This is a genomic window from Bifidobacterium actinocoloniiforme DSM 22766 (genome assembly GCF_001263395.1).
In the GTDB taxonomy this organism is placed as follows: Bacteria; Actinomycetota; Actinomycetes; order Actinomycetales; family Bifidobacteriaceae; genus Bombiscardovia; species Bombiscardovia actinocoloniiformis.
The window spans coordinates 327209-352594 of sequence record NZ_CP011786.1 but is presented as its reverse complement, the minus strand read 5'-3'; the positions used below and the strand labels follow the sequence as shown (position 1 = coordinate 352594).

Annotated in this window: 21 protein-coding genes; 12 read left to right on the top strand and 9 right to left on the bottom strand. The window is 65.0% G+C overall.

Going from position 1 to position 25386, the window contains the following annotated elements; genetic code table 11:
- Positions 1–27 precede the first annotated feature (27 nt).
- The 3 genes from AB656_RS01365 (at position 28) to AB656_RS01355 (ending at position 1627) form a co-directional block, all read left to right on the top strand.
- On the top strand, positions 28–477 hold the full coding sequence (locus AB656_RS01365; RefSeq protein WP_051905229.1) for a fluoride efflux transporter FluC: 450 nt from the start codon (positions 28–30) through the stop codon (positions 475–477).
- The gene (locus AB656_RS01360; protein WP_033503286.1) at positions 474–842 is read left to right on the top strand and encodes a fluoride efflux transporter FluC; all 369 of its coding nucleotides are present in this window, start codon (positions 474–476) and stop codon (positions 840–842) included. The genes AB656_RS01365 and AB656_RS01360 overlap by 4 nt, the downstream gene beginning before the upstream one ends.
- 146 nt (positions 843–988) lie before the next feature.
- Complete coding sequence (locus AB656_RS01355; RefSeq protein ID WP_144418905.1) at positions 989–1627, top strand: NAD(P)-dependent oxidoreductase; 639 nt, start codon at positions 989–991, stop codon at positions 1625–1627.
- Between the two features lie 103 nt (positions 1628–1730).
- Here AB656_RS01355 and ychF read toward each other — a convergent pair whose 3' ends face one another.
- From ychF to AB656_RS01340, 3 genes are all read right to left on the bottom strand, one after another.
- Positions 1731–2819, bottom strand: coding sequence for a redox-regulated ATPase YchF (gene ychF / locus AB656_RS01350; RefSeq protein ID WP_033503284.1), 1089 nt, complete (start codon positions 2817–2819; stop codon positions 1731–1733).
- A 57-nt stretch (positions 2820–2876) separates the two neighbouring features.
- Entirely contained in the window at positions 2877–3677 is an 801-nt protein-coding gene (gene proC / locus AB656_RS01345; RefSeq protein ID WP_033503280.1) for a pyrroline-5-carboxylate reductase, read from the bottom strand.
- Between the two features lie 102 nt (positions 3678–3779).
- Entirely contained in the window at positions 3780–5126 is a 1347-nt protein-coding gene (locus AB656_RS01340; RefSeq protein ID WP_033503278.1) for an alpha/beta fold hydrolase, read from the bottom strand.
- Positions 5127–5307: 181 nt separating this feature from the next.
- Here AB656_RS01340 and AB656_RS01335 point away from each other — a divergent pair, with 181 nt between their 5' ends.
- Both AB656_RS01335 and AB656_RS01330 read left to right on the top strand, forming a co-directional pair.
- Entirely contained in the window at positions 5308–7860 is a 2553-nt protein-coding gene (locus AB656_RS01335) for a sensor histidine kinase (protein ID WP_034982832.1), read from the top strand.
- A gap of 200 nt (positions 7861–8060) precedes the next feature.
- Positions 8061–8756, top strand: a complete 696-nt coding sequence (locus AB656_RS01330; protein WP_236681911.1) for a response regulator — start codon at positions 8061–8063, stop codon at positions 8754–8756.
- A gap of 142 nt (positions 8757–8898) precedes the next feature.
- Here AB656_RS01330 and AB656_RS01325 read toward each other — a convergent pair whose 3' ends face one another.
- The gene (locus AB656_RS01325; protein WP_033503277.1) at positions 8899–11547 is read right to left on the bottom strand and encodes an ABC transporter permease; all 2649 of its coding nucleotides are present in this window, start codon (positions 11545–11547) and stop codon (positions 8899–8901) included.
- Between the two features lie 22 nt (positions 11548–11569).
- Entirely contained in the window at positions 11570–12457 is an 888-nt protein-coding gene (locus AB656_RS01320; protein WP_051905416.1) for an ABC transporter ATP-binding protein, read from the bottom strand.
- 370 nt (positions 12458–12827) lie between these two features.
- Between AB656_RS01320 and AB656_RS01315 the strand changes: the two genes are divergently transcribed.
- From AB656_RS01315 to AB656_RS01300, 4 genes are all read left to right on the top strand, one after another.
- Positions 12828–13706: a pyridoxamine kinase gene (locus tag AB656_RS01315; RefSeq protein WP_033503276.1), complete on the top strand. Its 879-nt coding sequence runs from the start codon at positions 12828–12830 to the stop codon at positions 13704–13706.
- Positions 13707–13876: 170 nt separating this feature from the next.
- Positions 13877–14359 carry a YraN family protein gene (locus AB656_RS07575; RefSeq protein ID WP_081924820.1) on the top strand — a complete coding sequence of 161 codons (483 nt, stop codon included), beginning with the start codon at positions 13877–13879 and terminating at the stop codon, positions 14357–14359.
- Positions 14359–15900, top strand: a complete 1542-nt coding sequence (locus AB656_RS01305; RefSeq protein ID WP_033503275.1) for a YifB family Mg chelatase-like AAA ATPase — start codon at positions 14359–14361, stop codon at positions 15898–15900. Before AB656_RS07575 ends, AB656_RS01305 begins: the two co-directional genes overlap by 1 nt.
- Entirely contained in the window at positions 15897–17480 is a 1584-nt protein-coding gene (locus tag AB656_RS01300) for a DNA-processing protein DprA (RefSeq protein WP_051905227.1), read from the top strand. The genes AB656_RS01305 and AB656_RS01300 overlap by 4 nt, the downstream gene beginning before the upstream one ends.
- A 23-nt stretch (positions 17481–17503) precedes the next feature.
- Here AB656_RS01300 and AB656_RS01295 read toward each other — a convergent pair whose 3' ends face one another.
- Positions 17504–17866 carry an MGMT family protein gene (locus AB656_RS01295; RefSeq protein WP_033503273.1) on the bottom strand — a complete coding sequence of 121 codons (363 nt, stop codon included), beginning with the start codon at positions 17864–17866 and terminating at the stop codon, positions 17504–17506.
- A 96-nt stretch (positions 17867–17962) separates the two neighbouring features.
- Here AB656_RS01295 and AB656_RS01290 point away from each other — a divergent pair, with 96 nt between their 5' ends.
- From AB656_RS01290 to AB656_RS01280, 3 genes are all read left to right on the top strand, one after another.
- Positions 17963–19861 carry an FAD-binding protein gene (locus AB656_RS01290; protein WP_033503271.1) on the top strand — a complete coding sequence of 633 codons (1899 nt, stop codon included), beginning with the start codon at positions 17963–17965 and terminating at the stop codon, positions 19859–19861.
- A 112-nt stretch (positions 19862–19973) separates the two neighbouring features.
- Positions 19974–20942 (top strand): succinate dehydrogenase/fumarate reductase iron-sulfur subunit, encoded by a 969-nt coding sequence (locus AB656_RS01285; RefSeq protein ID WP_051905226.1) that lies wholly within the window; start codon positions 19974–19976, stop codon positions 20940–20942.
- A 24-nt stretch (positions 20943–20966) separates the two neighbouring features.
- Complete coding sequence (locus tag AB656_RS01280) at positions 20967–21644, top strand: O-methyltransferase (RefSeq protein ID WP_033503270.1); 678 nt, start codon at positions 20967–20969, stop codon at positions 21642–21644.
- Positions 21645–21692: 48 nt separating this feature from the next.
- On the opposite strand, the gene AB656_RS01275 is transcribed toward AB656_RS01280, so the two are convergent.
- From AB656_RS01275 to AB656_RS01265, 3 genes are all read right to left on the bottom strand, one after another.
- A complete protein-coding gene (locus tag AB656_RS01275; RefSeq protein WP_236681910.1) occupies positions 21693–22472 on the bottom strand; it encodes an LOG family protein in 780 nt (259 codons plus the stop codon).
- 112 nt (positions 22473–22584) lie between these two features.
- Positions 22585–22890, bottom strand: coding sequence for a YhbY family RNA-binding protein (locus tag AB656_RS01270; RefSeq protein ID WP_033503268.1), 306 nt, complete (start codon positions 22888–22890; stop codon positions 22585–22587).
- Between the two features lie 202 nt (positions 22891–23092).
- A complete protein-coding gene (locus AB656_RS01265; protein ID WP_158336153.1) occupies positions 23093–25186 on the bottom strand; it encodes a M12 family metallo-peptidase in 2094 nt (697 codons plus the stop codon).
- Positions 25187–25386 lie beyond the last annotated feature (200 nt).

Sequence of the window (25386 nt, the reverse complement as noted above, 5' to 3'; positions counted from 1 at the left end):
ATAGGCGACGGCAACGGAAGGGAGAGCATGACAAGCACGACCGACAAGCCCTTCTCGCCCTCCTCCTTCCATGCCTCCAGCCTGCTGCTGGTGGCGGCGGGAGGGGCGGCGGGAACCGGCCTGCGTTACGCCCTGGGCGGCTTACGCTCATTCTCCTGGTATTTCTACACCGGCACGTTCGCGGCCAATATGCTGGCCTGCCTGGCTTACTGCCTGCTCAGCTCATACCTGGCCGGCGCCCCATGGATTGGTGAGCGACGGCGTGAGCGAATCAGCAGAACCTTGGGCATGGGGGTGTGCGGCGGGCTGTCCACCATGTCCACGTTGATGGTGGAGGTCTTCACCACCGGCCGCGACCTCCATTTCTGGTCCGCGGCCCTTTACCTACTGGCCACGTTCGCCGCTGGCCTGGGCCTGGCCTGGGTCGGAGGCCGCTGCGGATCGCGACTGGCGGCATGGCGTCAGGTCCGACAATGACGGTTCTGCTGGTCTGCCTAGGTGGCGGCGTGGGCGCCGGCGCCCGCTACCTGCTCGACACGGCCATCAAGCGCTCGAGCCACGGCCCCTTCCCCTGGTCCACACTGGTCATCAACCTGATCGCCTCCTGCTTCGCCGGCCTGGTTGCCGCGTTCAGCTCCCGGCTCCTGCTCGACCCGACCGCCCACCTCCTGCTCGCCACCGGCCTGTTGGGTGGCTTTTCCACCTTCTCCACCGCGATTGCAGACACCCTGTCCCTGACACGGACCCACCGGTTTGGGCAGGCCGGCCTCTCTCTGCTCACCTCGATGATCGCTCCCCTGCTGGCAGTCGCAGGCGGTTTCGCTGTGGGCATGGCCCTGTAAGCGACAGGGCGGCGGCCACGCCCCGCGGAGGACGAGTTCGCGGCGGTGAGTCGACGGCAGGTCCGGCAGCAAGGTTGTACGGTAGTGCGTGTAGGCAGACGACGGGCAAGCCAGAGGCATCCGCCCTAGAAGGAAGATGAAGGGTTATGAGCGATTTGAACATGGCAGTGGTAGCGGCGAACGGTAAGGCGGGTTCGGCGATTGTACACGAGGCCGTAAGGCGCGGCATCAACGTGACAGCGCTGGTGCGTCACAAGAATACGACCGAGGCCCAGCACACCCTGCGCCAGGATCTGTTTGACCTGACCGCGGCCGACTTGAAACCTTTCGGCGTGGTTGTGGATGCCTTCGGTGTTTTCAAACTAGAGGACCTGCCTGAGCACATGACCTCGCTCAAGCACTTGTGCGATGCGCTGACGGGCTTGTCCACCCGCCTGCTGGTGGTGGGTGGGGCAGGCAGCCTCTACCTCAATCCAGAGCACACCCAGGAGCTCAAGGACACCCCCGACTTCCCGCGCGAGGCCTACCCGCTGGCCAAGATCATGAGCCAGAGCCTGGAGCAGCTGCGCCTGCGCTCGGACGTGACCTGGACCTACCTGAGCCCGGCGGCCGACTTCCGGGCCGACGGCCCGCGCACCGGCAAGTACCTCCTGCGGGGCGAGGAATACTCCACCAACGAACGCGGCGAATCCTCCATCTCCTACGCCGACTACGCGATTGGTTTAGTCGACGAGGCCGAATCGGCCGCCCACCCCTTCCAGCGCATCTCCTTGATCGGACAGTGAGCAGGCAGACTGGCATCCGCATAAGGGTAGGCCCCGCTACCGGCGACGCCGACAACGGGGCCTACCCCTTTTGGTTCGGAGTGTGAAGTTCGCACCCCTCACCTCACACATTGAACTTGAATTCGACGATGTCGCCAGGCTGCATCACGTAATCACGGCCCTCTTGGCGCAGCTTGCCTTCCTCCTTGATCGCGGACATCGAGCCCTCTGCGGCCACGAAGTCGTCGTAGGAGACGATGTCGGCTTTGATGAAGCCCTTTTCGAAGTCGGAGTGGATGACGCCAGCGGCCTGGGGGGCTGTCCAACCTTGGTGGATCTGCCAGGCGCGCACTTCCTTCTCACCGGCGGTCAGGAAGGTCTGCAGGCCCAGCACGTCGAAGCCCACACGGGCCAGCTGATCCAGGCCGGACTCCTTGAGGCCGGCGTCGGTCAGCATTTCGCGGGCGTCGGCCTCGTCCAGCTCGGTCAGGTCGGCCTCGAACTGGGCGTTGAGGAAGATGGCCTGGGCCGGAGCCACTGAAGCCGCCAGCTTGGCCTGCATGTCCGTGTTCTGCAACTCGTCGTCGTCCAGGTTGAACACGTAGATGAAGGGCTTGGCGGTCATCAGATGCAAATCGTAGATGTCGGCCTTGTCGATCTTGCCGGCGGCGGCCGCGTGGTCGATGGTCTCGCCCTCGCCTAGGATCTGCTGGGCGTGCTTGACCGCGTCCAGGTAGGACTGCTCGATCTTGCCGCCGCGCAGGTCCTTCTCCAGCTTGGGCAGGGCGTTCTCGATGGTCTGCATGTCGGCCAGGACGAGCTCGGTGTTGATGGTCTCGATGTCGTCGGACGGGTCCACATGGCCGTTGACGTGCACGATGTCGTCGTCCTCGAAGGCGCGCACGACCTCGCAGATGGCGTCCGCCTCGCGGATGTTGGCCAGGAACTGGTTACCCAGGCCCTCGCCCTCTGAGGCCCCCTTGACGATGCCGGCGATGTCCACGAACGTAACGGTCGCGGGCACGATTTTATTGGAATGCACCAGTTCGGCCAGCTTGGGCAGGCGGGCGTCGGGCAGGGGCACGATGCCGGTGTTGGGCTCGATGGTGGCGAAGGGGTAGTTCTCCGCCAGCACGTTGTTACGGGTCAGGGCGTTAAAGAGCGTGGACTTGCCCACATTGGGCAGGCCGACGATTCCGATGGTAAGAGACATGACTCCCAGTCTATTCGCACATATGACTTATACGGGGCACGGCGGGCGGGTTTCGGCTTATTCGCCTTCGATGGCGTCCACGGCATCGATGACCGCGCCCCGGAAACCGTCCTTCTCCAAGGCGGCCACGCCTTTGATGGTGGTGCCGCCAGGCGAGGTGACCTGGTCTTTCATGGCGCCGGGATTGGTGCCGGTGGCCAGGTAGAGGGCGCCGGTCCCCTCCACCATCTGGGCGGCCAGCCGGTAAGCGGACAGGCGGGAAAGGCCATGCTTAACGCCGGCGTCGGCCAGAGCCTCCATGTACATGGCGGTGAAGGCGGGCGCGCAACCGGCAACGGTCGTGGCGATGCCCAGCTGATCGGTGGGCACCTCCTCGATCAAGGCCACTGGCCCGAACACATCCTTGAACGTCCGGTACTGTTCGGCGGTCAGGCTATGGGTGGTCTCAGTGGCTAGAATGCCCTTACCCACGGCTATCGGCGTGTTCGGCACTGCGCAAATCAAGTGGGTGTCGGCCTTGAGCACGTCCTGATACCAGGAGTAGGTGTAGCCGCCCACAATCGAGAGCACGAAGCGGCCATCCTCGTCCAGGTCGTCGACGATCGGGGCCAGCGCGTCCTCCACCTGCTTGGGTTTGACCGCCACGACGACAATATCCGAAGCTTGCACCACCTCAGCGGCGGTGCGCACCGGACGGGCGCCGATGCGCTCGGCCGCTGCCTGCAGGCTGCCGAAATGCGGGGTGGTCGCCACGACCTGCGAGCCATCAATCACGCCGGCGCCGACCAACCCCTGGGCGATGGCCTGGGCCATGTTGCCATAACCGATGAAACCAATCGTCACGTTCGAGCTTGCCATATCCATCCCTCAGCTCTCAACGGGCCCGCCTGATCCGCGCGCCCTCCAGTCGTTCATACCCGTCCAATCCTAACGCGCCGGCGCAGGAGCGCCCGTCGAGGCCTACAGCACGCCTTCCAAGTCGCCACGCTCCAAGGCCAGCCGCAACAGCTTGCTGAACATGCCGGACTGGTGCAGGCCGTCGTGCTCGTACTCGCTAGTGATCCAGGCGTGCGAATTACCCAGCCGTGAAAGGGTGTCCAGCTGAAGCTCACGGTCCACATACATGTCGTTGTAGTAGACCGCCGCCTGGAGAGGCACCTCGTTGACCTCCAACTGAGCGGCGTCATACACCCTCGGCCAGGAGCCCTCCCCCATCAGCAGCTGGACCGCCTGGCGGAAGGGGCGCAGCGCCCGTTCCTGTTCGAACATCCAGGGGAAGATGGCCTCGCCTGTGAACAAGAGGGGGCGAGCGCCGACCCCGAATTCCGGGCTCTGGTCGCGCACCTGCTGGGCGGCCCATCCGACCGGCCCGCACTCGCCGTCCGCGTAAATGAACTCCTGCAATGGCCAGTAGAGCGGGGTTGAGGCAGTGGCCTCTTCCACGCCCGCCAGGAAGGTGTCAGACAGGCGGGCCGAACGAGCTGCGGATAGGCTGCCGTCACCGTCGGGGAAGGCCGTGTCCAGGAGCCAGTGGAGACGCTCGAAGGCCGGCTTCTTGCCTAAGTCGGCGCCCAGGGTCTGGAAGCGCTCGACCGTGAGCGGGTCGCCGCTGGGCAGGGTCACGCCACCGTCAGCCAGCCGGTCCGCGATAGCCGCCACCCGTTCGACGTCCTGCGGATAACGCTCGTAGAACTCCCGGCTTTTGGCCGCCATGCGCGGGAAGGTGTGCTCGTAGACCTCGCGCGCCGACGCAGGCACATGCGGTATCCCGCCTGTGGTGAAGCAGGCCGCCAAGCCCTGGGGGAAGGCCGAGAGATAGGCCAGCGTCAGGAAACCGCCATAGGACTGGCCGAGCGACACCCAGCGCCGACCGCCAAACTCGGTCAGGCGCATGTGCTCGAAGTCGCGCACGATCGAGTCGGCCAGGAACAAGCGCAGGTATGCCGCTTGTTCCTCCGGTCCGCCAAGCGCGGCGAATGAGCTGGCGTCCACCGGACTGGAGCGGCCGGTCCCCCGCTGGTCGGGCAGGACCACGCGGAAGCGTTTGAGGGCCGCGCCGATCCACGGGTCGTCGTCTTGGCTCAGCGGGCGGGGGGCGGGGGCACCAGGACCTCCTTGGAGGTACACCAGGAGCGGCAGGTCCTCGTGAGTGCGCTCGGGGTCGGTCAGCACACGATAGAAGACGCCGATCCTGGGGCCTGGACCCAAATCGGCGCCCGGAGTGTGGCCCGTCCAATCCAACGGCACCTGGAGCGAGCCCTCCTCGACCTGCATGCCGGCCGCGTAATAGGAAGCCAAGCGTGTCATATCCCCCCTTTACTGCCTTGCCCGTCTCGCGTACGCACCTTGCCGGATGCCCCGCACCGTCTACCTCAGGGTAGTACGTATAGTATTCGCGCAGTATTACGCCTCCCGCCCACGGCGGCGGGTCCTGGAATCATCCTCTGGACCGAGGGTGGGCGGTGGCGCAGGAGGCTAGGCTGGGCCTATGAACACAGCGAAGGCATGGTGCAGCAGTTTGGTGTCCTGGTGGCGGTCCCACCTGCTGGCCCGGGACGGCCTGCTGGCCCTGGCCGTCATCTTCCTGTCCTTACTCTTCGCGGCCTCACCAATCATGGGCGACGGCTTCCTTGCCCCCACCAGCCGACCAGTAGCGATTCTGTTCGGCCTGCTGCTGGTGCTGCCCCTGGTCATCCGCCGGAGCCGACCGGACCTGGCGGCCAACATCTTCGTCTGTATCGTCCTGGCGCAGCTGGCAGTAGGGCCCACGCTCATCCCAGCCGACGCGACCGGACTCATCATGCTCTACTCCGCCCTGGTCTACGGGGACCGGCGGCGCAGCAGACGGTACGTGATCCTGGCCGCGGCGCTGGTGACCCTGGAATCCGTGCTCTACGCCACGGTCAACAACTTGGGGCCGCTCTCCCGGTTGGGCTCGCGACCGGCCTCGCCCGCGGAAGGGCAAGCGCGGACCCCCGTGTGCCAGACCAAGCCGGGAGAATCCATCTGGGCCTGCGGCCCCCAGATAGCGCTGAACCTGGGGCTCGGCCTGCTCTCCTTAGCCCTGCTGCTGCTCCTGGTGGTTTTCCTGGCTTTTTGGGATCGATCGCGCAAGCAGGCGCTGACGGCCATGCGTGAGCGCAATGCGGCCATAGAGTACCGGCAGCGGGAGCAGGCGCGCTTGGCGGCCTCAGCCGAGCGGGCGCGCATAGCCCGCGATATGCACGATCTGGTGGCGCACACGCTGTCAATCGTGATTGTGCAATCCGACGCCGGACGGTACGCGGGGACACGGGATCCTGCACTAGCCCTGCGGGTGATGGGAACGATCCGTCAGGAGGCCGGGCGGGCCTTACACGACATGAATCGACTCTTCGGCAGTTTCACCGACGACGGGCAAGAGGATACGCCGTCCGCGCCGGACAGCGATGCCCGCACGGGTACGGGCGCGCATACGCGGACGGCCGCGACGACCGGTGGTGGCAGGCGCGGCCATACCGCAGGGCAATCCCACGATCGAAGGCCGGCAAGCGGGGACGGGTCCGAAATCAATGCCGCTGAGTACTACGACGGCATTGACGATTTGGTGCGCCAAGCCCGGCAAGCCAGCCCCGGTCTGACCCTGGAACGGACCGTAGAAGGCAAGCCGGAGCCGGACAAGCTGGGCGCGAAGGCATCGCTAGCGGCCTACCGCTGCGTGCAGGAGGCGCTGTCGAACATCCGAAAGCACGCCGGTCCTCGCGCGCGGGCGCAAATCAGCGAACATTGGTCCTCGGACGGCCTGAGGCTCGTGGCTCGCGACGACGGGCGGGGCGCGGCCGACGCTCTTGAAACCGGGGACCACCAGGGGTATGGCCTAATCGGCATGAGCGAGCGGGTGGAAGCCCTGGGCGGACGGATGCTGGCCGGCCCCCGTCCGGCTGGCGGGTTCAGCGTGGACGTGACCATACCCCTGGGATCAGGCGGAAGCATGGCCACGAGCGCTCACGATGGCACCGATAGGCGGACGGACGAGCCCGTGGAAGTCACGGGATTGGTCGCGGATAAGGGCGATTTGGAGCGGGGGCCCGGCGAGAGCCGTAACCGCATCGAACGGCTGTCCGCTTGGACCGCCGAGCACTACCTATTGGTGGACGGTCTGCTGATCCTGCCCCTGCTGCTGTTGCTGACCGCCTCCAACGCCACCTACTTCACACTCGACGCCAATCTGGACTCCCCGGGCCGGTACATCCCCCTGCCCGCGGCCATCATCGAGACCGTCTGCATCAGTCTGCCGCTAGTGGTGCGCCGCCGGCTGCCTAATGCGAGCGCCGCGCTGGTAGCCTCGGTCGCCACTCTCGAGCTGCTGGCCGTGCCTTGGATCGCGACGGCCAACACACTGGTCCTGGTCTCCATCTATTCAGTGGCGGCTTATGGGCGAGGCAAGACGCGGCTGTGGGTGCCGGCGACCCTGGTAGCCGACCTGGTGCTGCTGTTCGTACGCCTGCGCTGCGAGGTCCGGTACAGCTCCCCCAGCATCCTCGCTTGGGTCTTGGGGGACCGCTCCGGGCCGCGCGCGGCCGTCAACGGCTCGCCCAGCGAGGTGGCGGCGGCGCTGCTCGCGACCACTGCGATCACCTGCGCCTGCGCCCTGGTACTGGGGCTGTGGCGGCGGGCGTCCGGCTCCAGCCTGATTTTGCAGCGGGAACGGCAGGAGGCGCTCCTGCAGGGCGAGGCCCAGCGGCGCAGACTGGCCGCCAACGCCGAGCGGGCCCGCATCGGCGCGCAAATCCAAGCGGAGGTGGCCACCACCCTGAGCCAGGTGATTGGCCGGGCCAACGCTGGTATCGCCATGATCCGAAAAGCGGATGGCCAGGGTTCCGGTGTCAGCCCTGAAGCCATTGACCAGGCCTTTGAGGAAATCGGCCGTGCGGGCCGGGCCGCTCTGGCCCGCATGCGCCAGCTTTTGGACATCCTACGCCAGACCAGCAGCTCCGACGCGAGCCAGGAATCCAAAGAGAATGAGCCCGCCCTCCGACTCCATCCCGTCGAATCCTCCTGAGGCCTGACTCTGGAGGCGGGCGGCCAGGGAGCTGCGTGAATCATGCCGTGGGAGGGGTCTGGCTGTAGATGCGCTCGTCTAGCATGGACAGCGAGGAAACCAAGGTGGAAGTGGGCTTGAACGTGGGCGGACGAGGGGCAAGCGGACCGATTCGGGTGGCCATAGCCGACGATCAGGATCTGGTGCGGGCCGGTTTCGCCATGGTCATCGGATCCCAGGACGACATGGAAGTGGTGGGGCAGGCGTCCCAGGGCGAGCAGGCGGTGGACTTAGTCCAGCGCCTCACACCGGACGTGGTCCTGATGGACGTGCGCATGCCGGGCATGGACGGCCTTGAAGCCACCAAGCGCATCTGCCAACTGACGCCGTCCCCAGCGTCGATGGGCGATGACCCTTGCCGCAGGTTGACCCGGGTGATCATCCTGACCACCTTCGACTTGGATGAATACGTGATGGCCGCCATCCAGGCGGGCGCCTCAGGCTTCCTGCTCAAGGACACCGAGCCTGAGACCCTGCTGGCCTCCATCCGCACCGTCCACCAGGGCAACGCCATCATTGCCCCATCAGCCACAAAACGTTTGATCGAGCGCATGGCCCAGGGCGCGTACGACAGCGCTGGATTCGACCCACAGAGCCCCAAAAGGCAATCCGTCACTGGCCGGACCGGCTACGCTCCCTCCAGCGATTACCGGGACCCTGAACTCAACGAGCTCACCGAGCGCGAACTGGAAGTATTGGCGGAGATCGCCCATGGCCTATCCAACCAGGAGATAGCCAACCAGCTCTTCATCTCCCTGCCCACGGTAAAGACGCATGTGGCGCACATCCTGCAGAAGATCCACGCCCGGGACCGGGTCCAGGCCGTGGTCTTCGCCTATGACAACCACCTGGTCTGAGGGCGGCGGGCGGCAAGCGGGCCGGGCGCGCTTGGAAATAAGCCCGGCCAACCCAAGTAAGGGCTTGGGGGCGGTATCCGATGCTGATGCCGGATACCGCCCCCGAGCCTTACCTCCAGTGAGCTTGCAGCCCCTTCTTCCCCTAGGCTTCCACCAGGGCCTCCACCGGCGGGGTCCTGGTGGCGCGCCTGGCCGGCAAGACGCTCGCCAGCAGGGCCGCGATGACCGCGACCACCAGGATCATGCCATACATCCCCCAATCCAAGGGTAGGGAGACCTTGCCCAGGGATTGGAAAACGATGTACGAGCCGGTCCAGCCGAACAGCGTACCCAAGACGAGGCCGGCGAGCGTGGAGCCCACCGCGATGAGCAAGGCCTCGATTGAGAGCGAGCGCTTGAGCTGGCGGCGGGTCATGCCGATGGCGCGCAAGGTGGCAGACTCCTTGGTGCGCTCGATGACCGAGAGGGAGAGCGTGTTGGCCACGCCAATCAGCGCGATGACCACCGCCACCGCCAACAAGGCCACCATGATGAGCAGGAAGATGTTGACGATCTGCTCATAGGTGGCTTTCATGGCGATGCCGCCCGAGACCGCCGCGTTCGCAGTCGTGCTCATGGCCTCGCGTATGTCTTCCATAAAGCTCCCCACCGGCTGGCCGCCATCGGCCTTGACCCAGATCTCATACTGGCTAGGCGCACCCAGTCCGACGGGCTGGTCGATAAGCGCGATTCCATAGATTCCTGAGTCGCCACCCAAGCCGTTGAAGGAGCCGGGCACCACCTGGAAGGAATGACCGCTGGCGGTGTAAGCGCCATCCTTACCTTGGACCGTCGATACGGTATCCCCTTCCTTCAGCGCGTTCTTGCCTCCGACTTGGCCCTGGGGCATCACCAGTTTCGCCCCGCCCGCCATCAGCGATTCCTGGGATGCGTTCATCAGGCGTTCGGACTGGCCCGGCTTGAGGCCGAAGATGGCTATGGACGACTTCTCCGCATGGCTTTCGGCGGTCTTTCCTGAGCCGAGGGCGCCCTGGTAGACCGGCACGATGTCGGCGGCCTTCACGCCCTTGACCTTACGCACCTTATCGAGGCTGCCCTGGTCCTCCTTTTCCAAGGCGATCTCCACGTCCACGCTATAGCGGGAGTCCAGGGTCGCCGCCATGGTCCGCTTGGCCGAAGTGGCGCCGGTGCCCAGGCAGGCGACCAGCGTGACGCCTATGAGCAGGGCCGTGCCGGTGGCCGCTACACGAGCCGGGTTGCGCGAGATGTTGCCCACCGCCACCTTGGACGAAGGGCCGACATGCGCCAGGGCAGAGCCAATGCCTTTGAGCATCCATGGAATCCACCGGTTGGCGCACAGGAGGACGCCAATGAAGAACAAGGCCACGCCAGCAACAGCGATGCCCAACGCCGCATCCGCGTTATCGCCGGACACCATCGTGCCCTTGACCCCACGCGAATCCTGCACCGCCTGGTAGACGATCCAAGCGGCCATGGCCGCGCCGACGACCATCATGAGGCCTGCCAGGGCGAAGCGGATCCTCCCGCGGCTCTTGCCGTTCCCACTCACCTCGGCCGGGCGCAGGGCCTCAAGGGGCGTGACCCGCGTGGCGGTCGCCGCGGAACTGAGGGAAGCGAGCATGGTCATGGCGGTGCCGAACACGATGGGCACCACGATGACCGCCGGCGTCACGACCACAGCCAAGGTCAGGGCGCCCAGTCTCAGGCCCAGGGCATGGGCCGCCGCCATGACTCCGATGGCGCCGACAGCGCCCAGCGTAGAGGCGATCAACCCCAGAATGCTTGACTGCATGAGAACCGAAGCCCTCACCTGCCCCTTCTTGGCGCCGATCGTGCGCAAGAGCGCCAAGGTCCGGCGTTGGCGGGCCACCATTACCTGGAAGGTGTTGGCGATGACCAACGCTGCCACGAACATCGCCAGGACGCCGAAACTCAGCAGGAAGGTCTTCATGATATTGGTCTGCCCACTCAACTGCTTGATTTGGGAATCCTCAAAAGCGGCACGGGTCTGCAGCTGGAAACCCTTGGGCAGCTGCCCTCGGATCCGCTCCAGGGTGGCCTGCCCCGCTTGGGCTTCATCAATGGACAGATAGACGTACGGAGCCTGGTAGCCGTCGACGCCCACGGGGCTGGGGTCTCCCTTGAGACGGGCCATGGTACCCTCACCCATGACGCTCGCGCCTCCATAGTAGGAATACGCACCATCCGTATCCTCATTCAGCCCCACCAGCTTGAGCCGCAGGTCGCCGGCGCCGCCGGAATTACCAGGACCGCCTGCGGCGGGCCTTACGCTGACGACGTCCCCCATCTTAAGATTCAAACGCTGGGCGGCTTGCTTAGGCAGGGCGATTTCGGAATCCCCCTGCGGCCAACGCCCCTCAACGATCGGCATGGGCATGATTGAACCAGGATGACTCATGGCGATGCCGGCCGAATTCGTGTGTTTATCGGCAGGGCTGGAAGAAAGCTCTACGGGCGCGAATACGTCCGCCCTGGCGCCCTCGACCCCCTTGAGGCCCAGGATCTCCTTAAGATGGAAGTCCTTAACCTTCTTGCCACCCGAATCGGCGTCGCTGACAGCGGCATTGGGCGCGATGGCGTAGTTGGCCTCCCCGAATGACGAGGACACCTGTTTGCGTACGGACGCGTCCATGGAGTTGCCGAACAGGAAGGTGGCGGCGATGAAGAGGCTGCCGACCAGTATGGCGATGCCTGCGGGAACCAGCATGCGCCCGTCGCGCTTCATCATTTTCCAGGATACTGACCACATGATGTTTGCCTTCCTCTCGCGCTCAGTTGGCCCGGTGGCTGGCGGCGGGCGCCTGCGGCTGAACCATCGGCCCAACCGAACCGATCGCCGCCACCATCTCGGCCTGTCGGTTCAGCAGCTCGCTCATCCGATCGGCGGTGGGCTGGCCCTCATCGGCCACGATCCGTCCGTCGGCGAAAACAATGGCGCGGTCCGCGTAGGAGGCCGCTACCGGATCGTGCGTGACCATGATGACGGTCTGACCCAACTCACGCACCGAACGCTTGAGGAAGCTCAGGACCTCGGCCGAGGAGACGGAATCCAGGTTGCCGGTGGGCTCGTCGGCGAAGACGATGGCCGGTTTGGCGATCAGGGCGCGGGCTATGGCCACCCGCTGCTGCTGGCCACCGGAAAGCTCGCTGGGCCGGTGGTTCAAGCGCCCTTCCAACCCCAGGGTCCGCACCAGAAGGTCGAGCCACCCCCTGTCTGGCTTGACGCCCTCCAGGGTCAGCGGCATCAGGATGTTCTGCTCCGCGGTGAACATGGGCAGGAGGTTGAAGGACTGGAAGATGAAGCCAATCGAGTGGCGGCGCAGGAGGGTCAGCTGGTTGTCGCCCAGCTTGGTGATGTCCACAAAGCTATGCCCGTCGATCCGACCCCCCTTGGTCGCGCGCCTGTGTGAGCCGGATTCGCCGCCGGAGCCCACCCCGTAGAGCAGGACCCGGCCCGAAGTGGCGGAATCCAGCCCAGCCAGGGTGTGCATCAGCGTGGACTTGCCCGAGCCGGATGGCCCCATGATCGCGGTGAAGCGGCCGCGCTGGAAGGCCACGTCCACCCCGCGTAGGGCATGGACCAGGTTCTCCCCGCTTCCATAATCCTTGACCAATCCAATGGCCTGCACCGCAGTGCCCTCCACTGGCCTCGGCGGCATGCCCTGCGCCTCCGTCGGCGTCGCGCCCTGGTTCCCTGACAGATTCGTCATCTTCAATCCCTTCATAGTGCGTCGCGCAAGTCCTCCCTGCGCTTCCTGCCCTCAATCTATCCAGCGCCGACAGCCGCCGGAATCATCCCAGGGGCTGAACTTGCAGCGGATAAGCGCTCCCAACGCGACCCCTGGTCTCATCCTCAAGGATGACAAGCCGCCAAGGGGTCTGTGATCCAACAGCGGGGCCCGCTTCCGTCTATTAACCATCCGACCCCCTTGCCGACAGTTGGCGGTAGAATCTGCTGGCGAAAGCCATAAGCACCATCACCCGGCACCGTCATCCGCGCCCATGCCATCGCCGAACGAAGGAAGCAGCATGAACGAGAACACCCTGTACACCCGCCAACGCTATTACGTTCCGCGCGTTGCCGCCCTGCATGACATGTGCGGCTACGGCAAATGCTCACTGACCGCGGCGATCCCCATCCTGTCAGCGGCCGGCTGCGATGTGTGCCCCGTACCCACGGCCCTGTTCTCCGCCCACACCAAGTTCGAGCACTACACCTTCCACGACACGACGGACATGCTGCCTGGCTACTTGGATGCTTGGCGGCAGGAAGGCGTGGACCTGGACGGCATCTACTCCGGGTTCCTGGGATCGGCTGAGCAGGTGGGCATCATCCAGCGCATGTACCGTCAATACCCCAAAGCCCTGCGGCTGGTGGACCCGGTCATGGGCGACGGCGGCCAGATGTACCCCACCTATACGGATGAGCTCTGCCTGGCCACAGCCGGCCTGGTGGACGGCGCGGACGTACTCATGCCCAACCTGACCGAGGCCTCCTTGCTGACCGGATTGCCTTACGAGGGGCAAAACCTGACCGAGGCCCAGGTGGACGCGCGTTTGGAAGCCCTGCTGGCCATGGGAGCGCGCAACGTGGTGCTCAAAGGTATCGATCGGGAGGATGGAGGCCTGCGCAACTACGTGGCTTCGGCCGCTCAGGGCGGAGCGCAGGGCAAGGTGGAGTCCGTCCACGCCAAACTGCCCTACATGATCCACGGGACCGGCGATGCGTTCGCCTCGGCCCTGTGCGGAGCCCTGTTCGCCGGACGCGCCCTGGACGAAGCCGCGCGAATCGCCGGCGAATTCGTCCGCTCAGCCATGTCCCATACGCAGGCTCAGCCTGATTACGAGGCGCGCGGCGTCAGCTTCGAGCTCGACCTGAACCAGATGACTGCCCTGGTTGAGCCGTGAGATTGAGATGACCCATGACCGTCCCATTCGCCCGGTCAGCCAGGGTTGGGGCGGGCCCGCTGAAACCTCCCGGGGGTAAGGCTCACCCACGTTCGACCACACTAGGGCACGTTCGACCACATTGACCGCCCCGGCTCGCTCCCCCTCCCCGCCAATGGTGGACTGGGGGCATGGATAGCATACGCGAAACGAATCAGACCCCGGACCGTCACTCACCGGACCCCGGCTCGAACCTAGCCCAGACCGAGGCCGCCTTATGCGCGCCCTCCATCAGCCCCCACCGCCTCGGCGCCCTCGGCGAGGACTACGTGGCCTATTGGCTGGAGAGCATGGGCTGGCGGGTGCTGGACCGTAACTGGTCCTGCCGCTTCGGAGAGCTCGATATCGTAGCCTTGGACCCGGAACGGCGCCTGGCAATCGTGGAGGTCAAAACCAGACGCAGCCGGGCCTATGGCCTCCCCGAAGAGGCCGTCGCCGCCAGCAAGCGCTCCCACCTGCGTCATGCGGCCATCCTCTGGCTCGATAAGCACGATGACGACCTACTCTGCCGCCACCGGGGCGTGCGCTTCGACGTGGCCGCCCTGAGCGTGGGGCCGAGCGCGGCAGGAGGCAGCGCCCAAGCCCGGGTCCGCCTGATCAAGGGGGCCTTCTGATGAGGATCGGAACCGGCCTGTCCGTAGGGCTGGTGGGGCTTAAAGCCTTCACCATCCAAGCCCAAGCCTTCATCTCGCCGGGCCTGCCCTATTTCTCGATCATCGGCCTGCCTGACGCCTCCTTGAGCGAGTCGCGCGAACGGGTCAAGTCGGCCTGCGCGGCGGCCGGTTTCAAGTGGCCCGAAACCCGAGTGACCGTCAACCTCTCCCCCGCATCCATGCCCAAACACGGTTCCATCCACGACCTAGCCATCGCCGTCGCCGTCCTGGACGCAGCCGGCACGATTCCTGGGCAGGCCTTCGAAGGGGCGCTGACCCTGGGCGAGTTGAATCTGGACGGCTCGGTCCTGCCTGTCAACGGCCTGCTGCCTATCCTCCTGCACGCCCGGGAGCAGGGAGTCAAGCGCGCCTACCTGCCGTACGGGAACTTGGAGGAGGCGCGGATGGTGCCCGGCATTGATGTAGTGGGGGTGCGTCACTTGGGCGAGTTGATCGAGCAGGTGGGCGGCAAGGCGAAATACCACCCATCCGACTGCCCGCAAACCCCTACCGGTTCGAGCGAGCCCGGGGCGGGGAATTCCCCCAGCCAAGGCAAGCGACTCGATATGGCGCAGGTCGTAGGTCAGGAGCAGACTAAGTGGGCCCTGACCGTAGCAGCCGCTGGCGGCCACCACATGCTGATGACCGGACCACCTGGCTCCGGCAAGACCATGCTGGCCTCCCGCCTGCCCTCGATCATGCCTCCACTGGCGCAAAAAGAGCAGTTGGAAGTGGCTTCAATCCGCTCCATATGCGGCGATTTGCAGCAATACGGCATCTCAGACGTGCCTCCCTTCGAAGCGCCCCACCACACGGCTTCCACAGCATCCCTAGTCGGCGGCGGCTCCGGCGTGGCCCTGCCCGGGGCCATCACCCGGGCTCACTGTGGGGTGCTCTTCATGGATGAAGCCCCCGAATTCTCACCGCGCGCTCTCCAAACCCTGCGCGAGCCGCTGGAGACTGGCCGCGTCTTCCTCTCGCGCGCCAAGGGTACGGCCTCCTACCCGGCCCGTTTCCAGCTGGTCATGGCCGCCAACCCCTGCCCCTGCGGCTACGGCTACGGTACCGGCGAGCGCTGCACCTGTTCATCGCGCGAGCGCACCCGCTACTGGAACCGGCTCTCCGGACCCATCCTGGATCGAATCGACATCCAGGTGACGGTGCCTCCGGTCTCCTCCCTGCTGACCAGTGCGACCGAGCCTAGACGCACCAGCGCCCAAATCCGCGCTTTGGCCACCCAAGCCAGGGCGGCGGCGCGAGCCCGGTTCGCCAAGCAGGGCTGGACCTGCAACGCGCAAGCCTCCGGCGAGTGGCTGCGCCGGGAGACATCCGCCAAAGCGATCAGCCTGGTCAACGCAGCCCTGGAGGGCAAACGGCTGAGCCTGCGCGGCGCCGATCGGGCCATGCGTCTGGCCTGGACCATTGCCGATCTGGACGGGCGGACCAGCCCCAGGGCCGAGGACGTGAACGCTGGAATCATGATGAGAACGAGGCTGCAATGAACGCGAACGCTTTTGCCCCGACCGTGCAGGCCGCCCCGGAGGCGCAGGCGCCGAACCTTTCCGCCGAGACCCTGGCCAGAGCCATGCTCACCTACTGCATCGACAGTCCGGATGCCCTGCTCTACGCGGCCCTGCTTGGAGCCGGAAGCGCCTGTGCCTTGCTGGAGGCTTTGGAAGCGCCACCGGCTCGGGCGGTCAACGAAACGACCGCAACAAGCGCGACGGGCGCTATGAGCGCGCGACAAACGGCTCCGGCCAGGGCCCAAGGCAACCTGGACGGCATGTTCATCTCCGGATCAGCCCGATGGGGGCACCGTGCCAGCCAGCGCGACGTAGGCAAGTTCCACAGGGCCGTCGCCCAATGGCGGACCCGCTTGGCGGATTTGGCTGGCCTGGGCGTCCACGAGCTGGAACGACGCTTCAGCGGTGGTGGCGCTTACTGGATCATCGGACCAGACCACCCCTGCTGGCCAGCCCAGCTGGGCGACCTGGCCCTGCGCTCGGATTGGGCGCCTCCCCTGTGCCTGTGGGGACGGGGGGACCCGGCGGCTTTGGTCTCCTGCCCCAGACCCATAGCCATCGTAGGCTCACGCTCCTGTAACGCTTACGGGCGGTTCGTGGCTCGGCATGTCGGTCTGAAAGCAGCGGAGAGCGGCCACCTCGTCGTCTCCGGCGGCGCTATGGGAGCGGACGCGAACGCCCACTGGGGCGCCCTGGCGGCGACCAGACCGTACGGCCCACGACCTGGTCGCACGGTAGCCGTCTTCGCTGGCGGTTTGGGCCATATGGGCCCTCGGAGCAATCAGCGCCTCTTCAGGGCGATCGAGAATCAAGGAGGCGCGCTGATCAGCGAGCTGTGCCCAGACACCATACCGGAGGCACGACGGTTCTTGCTACGCAATCGGATTATCGCCGCCCTGGCCCACAGCGTCGTCGTAGCACAGGCCCGGCACCGGTCCGGAGCCTTGAACACCGCATCCTGGGCGGCCGAGCTGGGACGCGAGGTCTACGCAGCCCCCGGCAGCATCGACAACCCGGAGAACACAGGCTGCAACCGGCTCATTCACGAGGGCAAGGCCATGATTCTGATCTCGGCCACCGACCTGAGCGACGTCTGCCATGCCGCCCACGACCCTTGCCTACCAGAGAGCCCGGGCAAGCGTGACCGACAGTCCACTCCAGCGCCTGCACCGCCCGCTCCCGCAAACCAGCGCGACCGAACCCAAGGCAAAGAAAGATGGGAGGAACCCCAAGCCGCTCTCGAAATGGCAGGAAGCCGAAGTCGGACGGGGAAACAGACAGGAGATGGAAGCGGGGCCCAAGCTTCCATCCCGGAGGAGCCGACACAGCCCACAGACGACCAGGCGCGGTTGGTGAAAGCCATCAGAGCATGCCAAGCTCGGGGAATCGAAGCCAGCTGCGAGAACATCGCGGCCCTTCTGGCTCACAGGCAGGGCTCGGACGGCCCACCTTCAATCCAGACGGTCATGCAGACTGCCGGCTCGATGGAACTACTAGGTCTCATCACCATCGTCGGCGGTGTCCTCGCCCCGGTCAGCAGACGCAAAACCAAGGGATGAGAGCGTGGACGCCATTGAGCAGTTCACTTCGTCCAACCGGACCGTTCCAAGTCCACCACCCAACCATCCGCTCCGGCATTTTCCCCGGCGCGCGGCGGTTTGAAGGCCACACCCTCGCCTTCAAGCAGTTCCCGCTGACGCTCAGGGCCGCCGAAGGCGAACCCTGGGGCCAGAGAACCATCGCGGAAAACCACCCGGTGGCAAGGCACCTCTCCTGGGGTCGGATTCGAGTGGAGGGCGTAACCCACGTACCGGGCCGACCGTGGTCTACCAGCCAACGCCGCCACCTGCCCATAGGTGGCCACCATGCCCTCGGGAATGCGCTGAACCACCGCGTAGACCCGGTCGAAGAAAGAGGGTTCCGACCCCGACGCTGAATCCGCCATGCCTTCATCCTTCCAAGCTGACCTGACAAGCTCTCATCCGCCGGAATACGGGGTTTCATAGCCTCCAAGACCTGGCCCTGTGAGAGAATCGGAGGCATGAGCCCAGTGAACATCGAGCAGGAGTACGACGCAGTCATCGTAGGAGCGGGGGCCGCCGGCCTCTCCGCGGCTCTGGGCCTGTTAGAGGTGGCCGACGATAACGGCGAGCCCCTCAAGCTCCTGGTGGTCTCGAAACTCCAGCCCCTGCGCTCCCATACAGGATCAGCCGAGGGAGGCATAGCCGCGAGCCTAGGCAACGAGGAGGCCGACGACTGGCGCTGGCACTATTACGACACTGTCAAAGGCGGCGATTGGCTGGTCGACCAAGACGCGGCCAAACTCCTGGCCCAAGAGGCCAAGGCCACTCTCATCGATCTGGAACGAGCCGGCGTCGCCTTCTCCCGCCGGGCTGATGGACGAATCAGCCAGCGGCGGTTCGGCGGTCACACCGCCAACTACGGGGGCCGTCCGGTCAAGCGCGCGGCCTACGCGGCCGACCGCATCGGGCATCGAATCCTATCCTCCCTCTGGCAGCAGTGCCTCAAGCACGGGGTCGCTTTCGCTGAAGAGTGGTACGTGTGCGACCTGGCCTTATCCGACTCCGGCGATGAAGCCCTGGGCCTCGTCGCTTGGGACGAGCGCACTGGGCAGGTGCACGCCATCCGCGCCCGCAAGGTCATCCTGTGCACCGGCGGCGCGGGCCGTCTCTTCCACACCAGCTCCAACTCCTACGACCTGACCGGCGACGGGATGTCGCTGGCCTTGCGCGCTGGCCTGCAACTGGAGGATATGGAGTTCGTCCAGTTCCATCCTACGGGCCTGGGCCATACCGGAATCCTCCTGTCTGAAGCCTCCCGCGCTGAGGGCGGTGTCTTGCGCAACGCGAAGGGGGAAGCCTTCATGGCCCGCTACGCGCCCGAGCACCGGGACCTGGCTGCCCGCGACGTGGTCAGCCGGGCGATTGTGGCCGAAACCGACCAGGGACGGGGGGTGGCGGACCCGCGCGAACCCCAGGGGCCCAAGGACTGCGTATGGTTGGATTTGCGTGCGATTCCAGCGCAAGACATGCGCGACAAACTCCCTCAGGTGGACGAGACGATCCGCCGGTATGCGGGCCTGGATCCGACCCGCGACCTGGTACCGGTCAAACCGACCGCCCACTACATGATGGGCGGCCTGCCGATTGATTTGGACGGCCGGATCTACCGCTGGAACGATGGCCGCAGGTTCCCTGTAGCCGGGCTCTTCGCGGCGGGCGAATGCGCCTGCGTAGGCGTGCACGGGGCCAACCGCCTAGGCGGCAACTCGCTCTTGGACGCTTGCCTCTTCGGACGGCGGGCCGGGCGCAGCGCGGCACAGGACATTCTGGCTGAGCGACAGTCCTCGTCGGCTGCGGCACCGGCCCAGCAGCCCGATTCGGTCCAATCGGACCGCTTGGACCTCCTGGCATCGCAACGACGGCGCGAAACCGCGGGTTTACTCGACAGCGCCACCCAAACCGTCGACTCGGCCGCCACCCCAACCACAGCTGGGAGCGCGAACGACGGCGATGCGTCCACCGATTCCAACCCCTACCAGCTCATCGAGTCACTTGGGCGGCTCATGGATCAGGCAGCCGCTGTACGCTGCGACTCGGACAGCCTCAGCAGCGCGCAGGCGCGCCTTGACGGCGACTTGTCCAGCCAGGTCGAAAACTTAAGCCTGCACGACCCCTCCCCAAATTTCAATCAGGAGCTGGTCGCCATCTTCGAAGTCAGGAACCTGACCGGACTGGCACGGGCGGTCCTGAAAAGCAGTCTGGAGCGTCAAGAGTCCCGGGGCTCCTTGAGTCGCCTGGACTTCCCCCGCCGCGACGATGAGCATTACCTGCAGCACTCCCTGATCGACGCCGACGGCCATATCAGCTGGCAACCGGTGCATATACAGGACTTTCCACCTGGCTCGCGCAGTTATTGAACCCCAGGCAAGCAAGCCCAGAAACGACCGCTCGTCCCAACGAACAGGATGAGGGCGCGATCACAAGGCCTGGAGCAGCAAGCGACCAGAGAGCACAGAGAGGACGAACGGCATGGAAGGCAAGCGGCAACGGGGCATCGCGGCCCCCACGACCTTAACGATACGGGTCCACCGGTCCAAGCCCCTGCCCCGAGCGCAGGCCCAGGGTGGCCGCGCGCGCAGGAGCAACCCCTTCGCCAGCAGCGGCTCGAATGCGCCTACCCGCAGGTCCGCCGCCAAACGCTGGGTCCAGGACTATCGAATCACCGCCCAACCCCAAGACACGCTCCTGGACTGTCTGCTGTCAATCAAGCGCCAGCAGGACCCCAGCCTGGCCTTCCGCTACTCCTGCGGGCACGGCATGTGCGGTTCGGACGGCGTGTTGATTAACGGTAGGCCAGGGCTCCTGTGCGAGGCGACCGTCGCCGGAAGCGCGCGGTCAGACCCCCAAGGCACCGCTCCCTTCCGCCCCACAACCAGGTTCCTGCCCCAACATCAGGGCCCCGCCACGAGCGGCGAAAACCCCCCATCGCCTCAGAACGCCCTTGAAGTCGGCGACGAGCTGATTGAGCTGGCCCCCCTGCCTGGTTTCCCGGTCCTACGCGACTTAGTGGTCGACACGGACGCCATGTTCCGCCAAATCAAGGCGGTCCACCCCTGGCTTGGGACCGGGACGGTCGCAGAGAACGACCAGCCCTCCCCCGGGGCGCCAGCAGTCGAGGTGAAGCAGACTCCGAGCCAGCTCAAGGCCTACGAGCTTCTGAGCGATTGCATCTCCTGCGGCCTGTGCGAGGCCGCCTGCCCTATCTACGCCGGAGGCGAGGCCTTCATAGGACCCGCAGCCCTAGTAGCAGCGGCCCGCTTCATCAACGATTCGCGCGACGATCACGCCCAGGACCGCCTGAATGGTTTGGACAGGGAGGACGGCCTGGGCGCTTGCCAGTCGATCCGCGCCTGCGCCCGACCCTGCCCCCGGGGCATCGACGTGGGGGAAACCATTTGGAAGCTGATTGAATCCACTGAGTCCGCCAGTCACTTGTGAGGGGGCCTGGTTAAAGTGAGTGATATGGATAAGTCTTTCTACACGAACCACGCCAAGGCCTGGCAATACGCCGAAAGCAGCAGACTCAACGCTGAGTCGGACTACTTGGTGGCGGCTCGGGCGCAAGCGACGCAGGCCGGCTTCACGCAAGGGTCCGTGGCCCAAGGCGCCTTCCTGGAAGTGGTGGCCCGGGCCAGCCAGGCGCGCTCGATTATCCTCGTAGGCACCGGTTCGGTGGTTGAGGCCCTCCGTCTGATCGAGGGGCTCGGAGACGCTGGACAGTTCACCGCAGTGGACTCCTCCTCCCAAGGCGCGGACCTGATTCGGCGTGCTTTCCGCTCGCTCAGCGGGCGAACCGGGGTGCGTCTCCGGGCCGTGAACGCCCGCGCCAAGACTTACTTCCTCCGGCTGAACCCCCAGGATTACGACCTGATTGTGGTGGCTGGCGACGATGTCAATTACATCGACTCCTTGCAGGAGGCCCCGCGGCTCCTGCGGGCCCGGGGGCAGATCCTATTCACCGATGCCATGTGCTTCTTGGAGAACGAGGATGAGGGAGGCGTGATGAACCCCTCCAACCAGTCCCCACGGGCGGTGCTCCTGCGCCAACTGGCCGAAAGCTGCGAGCAGAATCAGGACGGCGAGTTGGATGCGTGCCTGCTGCCAATCGGCACCGGCGTCCTTCTGGCTTCAAAGCGCTGAACCCAGCGGAGGCGGGGCCCAACCATCCTTGGATTGGCAGCCCCTCCTTCAGAGACCGCTCTTATAACTGTCCACGATTACACGCACGGCCTCCTCCGGGTCGTCGGTGCGTACCAGCAAGTCGGGGTCCAGGTCGGAGATCATACCGCGCTCGCGCACTGTGCCGGCGATCCAGTCGAAGAGCCCTTCCCAATAGTCCGTGTCGAACAAGACGATCGACTTTCGAGTCACCTTGTGGGTTTGCACCAGGGTCAGCAGTTCGAACATCTCGTCCATGGTGCCGAATCCGCCTGGGCAGACGATCGCGCCTGAGGAGTATTTGACGAACATGGTCTTGCGTACGAAGAAGTAGCGGAAGGTCATGCCCAGGTTCACCCACTGGTTAATCCCCTGCTCGTGGGGCAATTCGATGCCCAGCCCCACCGACTTGCCGCCGGCTTCGGCCGCGCCCCGGTTGGCGGCTTCCATGATGCCGGGCCCGCCGCCGGTGATCACGGCCATGCCCTGTTCGGCTATGTCGTGTCCCATCTTGCGCGCCGCCTGGTAGGCCGGATCGTCACTAGGGATGCGCGCGGACCCGAAAATCGCCGCCGCCGGCCCCAACTCGGCCAGGGCCCCGAACCCGTCCACGAACTCGGACTGAATCCTCAGCACCCGCCAGGGGTCCATATGCAGCCAATCGGTATTCGCATCAGGAGTCAACAGACTCGTATTCGAATTATCCTCGGGAATCATCGACCCCCGCATGATCACCGACCCGCGATGATACGTCTCCCCAAACGGCCCCCCGTCCGCTTTCGCCTTCTCAGGGTCAGAGCCCGCACCCATCCGCTCTGACTGCTCGCGTCCTGTCATCTTCCCACCCTCCATTCATTCCCCAACCGTGCGGCCTCACAGGCCACGACGGACCCGCCCCTCCGGTTCCGCCATTCGCACAGCCCTAGCCGCGGACCAGTTGGATAGGCTTGATCCCCTCTTTGTCGCTGGCGCGGTAGAGCACGAAACGACGGCCAATCACCTGGACCAGGTCAGCGCCCAACCGCTCGGACAGGACCTTGCCTGCCTCGCCAGCGTCGACTGGAGCGCCGTCCTGCACCACGCACTTAATCAGCTCGTGAGCGTCCAGGGTTTGCGAAACCTGCTGGGCGGCGGCCTCGGTCACACCCTCCTTGCCGATCCACAGGGTCGGGTTGATCCCATTCGCCAGGGCCCGTAGCTGCTTGACCTGCTTCTTGCTCAACGCCATGCGTCCGCTCGCTTTCCACACCGTCCGCGCACGGCGGACCGAAATCATCAATACCCTATTCCTACCCCACAGCCCCTACTTGCGGTCGCCGCCCGTGCCAACGCCGCATCCTCCGCCCGCCGCCGGCTGCAAGAGCCCCCAACGCGTTTCGGCCCCCTAGCGCTTGAAGATAGGGGGCCGAAACGCATTCCGGGCTCGAGAATCAGCGCATGCGGCGCTTGATGCTCAGCATGGCCCCGCCCAGCAGGAGGAACACCCCGCCCGCGGCCGCTACAATGACCACATCGGAGCCTGTAGCCGCCAACTCATGAGAGTCGGCGGAGCCAGCGTAAACTTGCCGCTGTTGGGAGACGGCTGAATTTGACGCCCCGCTGGCTGGTCCGCCGCCACCAGGCGAAGGAGCCACAGGCGAGGACCCGCTGCCGCCGCCACCCGGCGAGGGCGCCACAGGAGAAGACCCGCTGCCGCCGTCACCTGGCGAAGGAGCCAAGGTGCGCACCCGGTAGATGACCCTCACATCAGCCAAATCGGCCAGCCCGAAGTTCGTCACCGCGTTCGATCCGTCCGAGGTCCACCGCCGCCCAGTCAGCGAGTAATTCCACTGCAGGGCCGCCGTCGACGGCATGTTCACCGCCGGTATGGTGGCGGTTCTCGCCCACGTCCTCCCCCCGTCCACGGAAACCTCGTACCCTTGCAATTCCGGCACATTTACTGCTGGCGCCTGTCCCCAGGGCTGCCACTTGTCCATGTCCGTCGTGTCGAAGCCGCCACAGAACGAAGCCCCTTTCACATCGGAGTACACCCCGTAATAGTCCACCGTTTGGGTCTGGTCGGCTATCGGCGCCGCCACCCGGGAGGGCGCACCGTGCTCATCTACCACGGAAACCCTGATTTTGCGATGGGTGACTGGCCTTATCTGCTGACCGTCTTGCATGGCCTGCTTAATATAATTCGTGCCCGCTGCGATCAGGTCTTTCACCATCCGGTACTCCACTGAGCTGGACATGGTCCCATCAAGCATCGAGTCGCCGTTGTCGCGCTGGTATTGCATGATGAGCGGCCCATTGTTGTAGTAATGCTGTCCGGGTGCGCAGCCGCCTCCCGGGTTATTGAGGGTAAAAGTGGTACCGGTCGGATCCGTGGGATGGTCCAAACCCAGCATATGCCCGAGCTCATGCACGAGGAGCTTCCTCCAGTCTTCGGCATGTATGCTGTGCCATTGCTGTTCAGCCGCAGCTCGGTTAGGAGCATGCACACACGAGCCAACATAATTCCCCATAGAGCAGCTTTCTGCATCCCAAGTCACAACATTGCGACGCTTGAAAGTACCAGCTCTGGTTTCTTCACGGCTAAAGTAATAACCCCAATCGCTATAGTCTAAGGGCGCACGATCGGCTAGGGAAGAATAGCCCTCATTATATTCGTTCATGTTAATTCTTAGTCCGGTGGTACCGGCCGCCGCCGCGAAATCGGGCGAATTATCCGTCTTGATGAACAAGTATTGAATATAGTCACGGGCCGGATTAATCACGGCTTTTCCGCTAGGATTGGACGCATTGGTCGTTGTCTGGGATTTGAGCAGGAAAAAGTCCTGACCGAGTAGCGTGTTCCAATCCTTCATGGAACTTTGAAGGGCACCGACGCCCAGGAACCGGGCGATGCCCGCGTCCACATTCTCATCGTCCAGTATGATATGCGGTTTCCCATCAATGATGGATAGCCGTTCACCGACAGCCGCGCCCTGAGCCTGGTCTTGGAACATGTTGGTTTCCCGGTAGCACAGGCTCATGGAATTGCCGCCGTCGTTGCTCACGTCGCACCAATAGGGGATCCAAGTTTCATAATTCTGCGCAATACCATTGATCGTCACGCCGGTCACCTCTCCCGCCGGACTGACCACCGGCTTTACATCCGGCGAGTACACGGGCGTCTGCTGGGCCACCCGAGTCTGCGGATTCTCAAAGAAGGTGATGCCTTTAGCGGCCGGTTCGACCGGTGCTTCGCTGCGCTGTCCGAGCGGCACGTTCTCGGGCGTGCCCGATCGGACCAGACTCCTGGAGCCGATGCGAGCCTGGGGTGCCGGGGTTCCAACGCCGGGTCTGACGCCAATCATCGTCTCCGGATTGTCCCCGTAGTAGCGAGGAGCCCTCTGGTCCACCAGGGCCTGCGCGTCCGCCGCTTGCCCGGTGTCCCCTACCTGCGCGGATTGCGCGGTCAACGCCGGTACGGCTACCAGCCCCACCGATAAGGCAAGGGCGCCCAGCCCAGCGCACAGGCTTGCGTATGTCCGTTTCATATGAAAACCCTTCATACGGATGCTGGTTTGTTCGAGATTCCTTCACCAGCGATAACCTTATTCACAAGAACACCAAACACTCGGAGAATCTCCTTCCCCTGTCCAGGGCGCCCTATCCGGTTCTGCGCTGCCGATAAAATGGCGAAAGCGGGGCGCAAACAGGACGCGCCTGCAGCGAGCATCGACGAGGAGAGACGATG

Excerpts from the sequence above, each read along its gene's own strand:
- AB656_RS01365 (WP_051905229.1), top strand. The coding sequence starts at position 28 with ATGACAAGCACGACCGACAAGCCCTTCTCGCCCTCCTCCTTCCATGCC.
- AB656_RS01360 (WP_033503286.1), top strand. The coding sequence starts at position 474 with ATGACGGTTCTGCTGGTCTGCCTAGGTGGCGGCGTGGGCGCCGGCGCC.
- AB656_RS01355 (WP_144418905.1), top strand. The coding sequence starts at position 989 with ATGAGCGATTTGAACATGGCAGTGGTAGCGGCGAACGGTAAGGCGGGT.
- ychF (WP_033503284.1), bottom strand. The coding sequence starts at position 2,819 with ATGTCTCTTACCATCGGAATCGTCGGCCTGCCCAATGTGGGCAAGTCC.
- proC (WP_033503280.1), bottom strand. The coding sequence starts at position 3,677 with ATGGCAAGCTCGAACGTGACGATTGGTTTCATCGGTTATGGCAACATG.
- AB656_RS01340 (WP_033503278.1), bottom strand. The coding sequence starts at position 5,126 with ATGACACGCTTGGCTTCCTATTACGCGGCCGGCATGCAGGTCGAGGAG.
- AB656_RS01335 (WP_034982832.1), top strand. The coding sequence starts at position 5,308 with ATGAACACAGCGAAGGCATGGTGCAGCAGTTTGGTGTCCTGGTGGCGG.
- AB656_RS01330 (WP_236681911.1), top strand. The coding sequence starts at position 8,061 with ATGGTCATCGGATCCCAGGACGACATGGAAGTGGTGGGGCAGGCGTCC.
- AB656_RS01325 (WP_033503277.1), bottom strand. The coding sequence starts at position 11,547 with ATGTGGTCAGTATCCTGGAAAATGATGAAGCGCGACGGGCGCATGCTG.
- AB656_RS01320 (WP_051905416.1), bottom strand. The coding sequence starts at position 12,457 with ATGCCGCCGAGGCCAGTGGAGGGCACTGCGGTGCAGGCCATTGGATTG.
- AB656_RS01315 (WP_033503276.1), top strand. The coding sequence starts at position 12,828 with ATGAACGAGAACACCCTGTACACCCGCCAACGCTATTACGTTCCGCGC.
- AB656_RS07575 (WP_081924820.1), top strand. The coding sequence starts at position 13,877 with ATGGATAGCATACGCGAAACGAATCAGACCCCGGACCGTCACTCACCG.
- AB656_RS01305 (WP_033503275.1), top strand. The coding sequence starts at position 14,359 with ATGAGGATCGGAACCGGCCTGTCCGTAGGGCTGGTGGGGCTTAAAGCC.
- AB656_RS01300 (WP_051905227.1), top strand. The coding sequence starts at position 15,897 with ATGAACGCGAACGCTTTTGCCCCGACCGTGCAGGCCGCCCCGGAGGCG.
- AB656_RS01295 (WP_033503273.1), bottom strand. The coding sequence starts at position 17,866 with ATGGCGGATTCAGCGTCGGGGTCGGAACCCTCTTTCTTCGACCGGGTC.
- AB656_RS01290 (WP_033503271.1), top strand. The coding sequence starts at position 17,963 with ATGAGCCCAGTGAACATCGAGCAGGAGTACGACGCAGTCATCGTAGGA.
- AB656_RS01285 (WP_051905226.1), top strand. The coding sequence starts at position 19,974 with ATGGAAGGCAAGCGGCAACGGGGCATCGCGGCCCCCACGACCTTAACG.
- AB656_RS01280 (WP_033503270.1), top strand. The coding sequence starts at position 20,967 with ATGGATAAGTCTTTCTACACGAACCACGCCAAGGCCTGGCAATACGCC.
- AB656_RS01275 (WP_236681910.1), bottom strand. The coding sequence starts at position 22,472 with ATGGGTGCGGGCTCTGACCCTGAGAAGGCGAAAGCGGACGGGGGGCCG.
- AB656_RS01270 (WP_033503268.1), bottom strand. The coding sequence starts at position 22,890 with ATGGCGTTGAGCAAGAAGCAGGTCAAGCAGCTACGGGCCCTGGCGAAT.
- AB656_RS01265 (WP_158336153.1), bottom strand. The coding sequence starts at position 25,186 with ATGAAACGGACATACGCAAGCCTGTGCGCTGGGCTGGGCGCCCTTGCC.